General features: G+C 63.2%; 3 protein-coding genes and 2 tRNA genes. 2 read left to right on the top strand and 3 right to left on the bottom strand.

Going from position 1 to position 2,311, the window contains the following annotated elements; all coding sequences use genetic code 11:
• A partial coding sequence (locus EN750_RS30145; RefSeq protein ID WP_127398914.1) for an SDR family oxidoreductase occupies positions 1-377 on the top strand: 377 nt, incomplete at its 5' end.
• Between the two features lie 63 nt (positions 378-440).
• Here the strand turns inward: EN750_RS30145 and EN750_RS30140 are convergent.
• Positions 441-516 (bottom strand) — tRNA-Val (locus EN750_RS30140).
• A 216-nt stretch (positions 517-732) separates the two neighbouring features.
• Between EN750_RS30140 and EN750_RS30135 the strand changes: the two genes are divergently transcribed.
• Positions 733-809, top strand: a tRNA-Asp gene (locus tag EN750_RS30135).
• A gap of 145 nt (positions 810-954) precedes the next feature.
• Here EN750_RS30135 and rbsK read toward each other — a convergent pair.
• Both rbsK and EN750_RS30125 read right to left on the bottom strand, forming a co-directional pair.
• Positions 955-1,899 carry a ribokinase gene (gene rbsK / locus EN750_RS30130; RefSeq protein WP_127398915.1) on the bottom strand — a complete coding sequence of 315 codons (945 nt, stop codon included), beginning with the start codon at positions 1,897-1,899 and terminating at the stop codon, positions 955-957.
• Between the two features lie 4 nt (positions 1,900-1,903).
• Positions 1,904-2,311, bottom strand: a 408-nt coding sequence (locus EN750_RS30125; protein WP_127398913.1) for an RbsD/FucU family protein, incomplete at its 5' end; no start/stop codon positions are given.

Here is a 2,311-nt window from a genome sequence, read left to right as displayed (position 1 = left end):
GTATGCTCTACACCTCGTCCATCACCGGCCCGCATGTCACCAGCCCCGGCCACGGCCACTATTCGGCCAGCAAGGCCGGCATCAACGGCTTCATCCGCGCCGCCGCGCTCGAATTCTCCGGCTACGGCATCACCGTCAACGGTGTCGAGCCCGGCAACATCCTGACCGAAGCCATCGAGCTGCATCGCGGCGCGGCCTACATCAAGAACATGGAGGACTCCATCCCGCTCGGCCGCCTCGGCAGCCCGCGCGACGTCGCCAACGCCTTCCTGTTCCTCGCCTCCGACGACGCCAGCTACATCACCGGCACGACCATTGTTGTCGATGGTGGGCAGCTGTTGCCGGAAGGCAATGATTTTCGGCTGCTGCCGCCGTGATTGCAGCATCTACCGAACGACTCGGTTCCGTGTCTTGGCAACAGTTTGAATGGACTAATGGAATGGTGGGCGATGACGGGCTCGAACCGCCGACATCTTCGGTGTAAACGAAGCGCTCTACCAACTGAGCTAATCGCCCGCTCCGGGCCGGACCTTTAAGCGGTCAGGGTCCGCTTCGCAAGGCCAAATGAGCGCAGGATGCCCTGGTTGGATGCCGGTTTTGCCAACAAAACGCCGGCTGTCAAAAAACCTTCTCCTGTTTGCTGTTATGCTGTCCTGTCACGCTTGACACCCGGTGGCGAACCCCTTATCCAGCGCCCCAACGACGAACACGGCTGACACGTGTTCGCCATGCGCGGGTGTAGCTCAGTTGGTTAGAGTGCCGGCCTGTCACGCCGGAGGTCGCGGGTTCGAGCCCCGTCACTCGCGCCATTTCTCTCAAGGGTATCAAGCTCTTGGCTTCAGAGAAATGTCGACATTGATTGTCAAAAACATTGTCTTGCAAGAGACCTGAGGTCCAAGAGACCTGAGGTCACTCAGGTCCTTTCAGCCCTTGCCTACGCTTGGCCCTGCAAGATCACCCCCTCGCCAGCAGTGCCTCGACCTCCTGCAATGTCGGCATCGACGGTGCAGTCCCCGGTCGCGTCACGGAGATACCGGCGACGGCGCAGGCGAAGCGCACCGCCTGCAGCGGCTCCACGCCCCTCGAAAGTGCTGCGGCAAGCCCGCCATTGAAGGCATCGCCTGCCCCCGTGGTTTCGACCACCGGGCCGGCGCTGACGGCTGGAAGATGGTCGGAGCGCTCCTTCGAGTGCAAAAGCGCGCCCTTGTCGCCGAGCGTGACGATGACCGTGCCGACCCCCTTTTTCAGCAGACTGTCCGCGGCGGCTCGCGCCTCGTCGACCGAGGACACCTTCATCCCGGTCAGTTCCTCCGTCTCGGTCTCGTTGGGCGTGAGATAGTCGCACAGCGTGTAGATGCGGTCGGGAAGCTTTGCCGCGGGGGCCGGGTTGAGGATCGTCGTCACCCCTGCCCCACGCGCGATCTCCAGCGCCCGCATGGCTGCTTCGATCGGCTGTTCGAGTTGGGTGACAAAGACGCCGGCATTGCTGATCAATGCAGCATTGGCTTCGATATCGGCTGGAGAGATCAGCATGGCAGCACCGGGGCTGACGATGATGGCGTTGTTGCCGGTGGTCTCCTCGACGAAGATGTAGGCCGCACCGGTGTAGCTTTCCGGCGTATCGATGACGGCATTCTTCACGCCCGCCTGCGCCCAGGTCTGCCTCGCCATGTCGGCGAAGGGATCGACGCCGAGGCGGGTGAGGAAGGTGACGTCGACGCCGAGCTTACCGGCGGCCACGGCCTGGTTCGAACCCTTGCCGCCCGGCCCCAGCGTGAAGGATGTGCCGAGGATGGTTTCGCCCATGCGCGGCTGCCGCTGCGCCCTGTAGGCGGTGTCGGCGACGAACACACCCAATATGACGACAGGCTTCATGACGACCGGCTTGCCCGAAGCCATGCCGCTACTGCGCATCCGGCGGCACGACGCCCTTGCGGAAGGCGAAGCAGCCGTAGAAGCGGCGCTCACCTGTCTGGATGACGCAATAGGCCTGTTTGGCGCGCTCGTAGAAGGCATAGCGCTCGACCGCGATCATCGGCCACGACTTGCCCTCGGCGTTGTCGACCTCCTTCTGCACTTCGCTTTGCACGGGCGGAATCTCGTCGGGCTTGCCGACGATTTCCATGCGCGCGGCCGAATCGTCGACGAATGTATCGAGCGGGTAGAGCGACAGCACCGCCTTGACCACTTGCACCGCCGAGGCATCGATGCGCAGCACGCGGCCGAGCGCGGTCTGGCGCGCCACCGAATCGGACGGAAAATTGGTGTCGGCGATGATCAGATCATCGCCATGCCCCATTGCCCGCAATGC

It is taken from the genome of Mesorhizobium sp. M7A.F.Ca.ET.027.03.2.1 (assembly GCF_003999175.1).
Taxonomy (GTDB): Bacteria; Pseudomonadota; Alphaproteobacteria; order Rhizobiales; family Rhizobiaceae; genus Mesorhizobium.
This window is presented reverse-complemented; position numbering and strand designations above follow the sequence as displayed.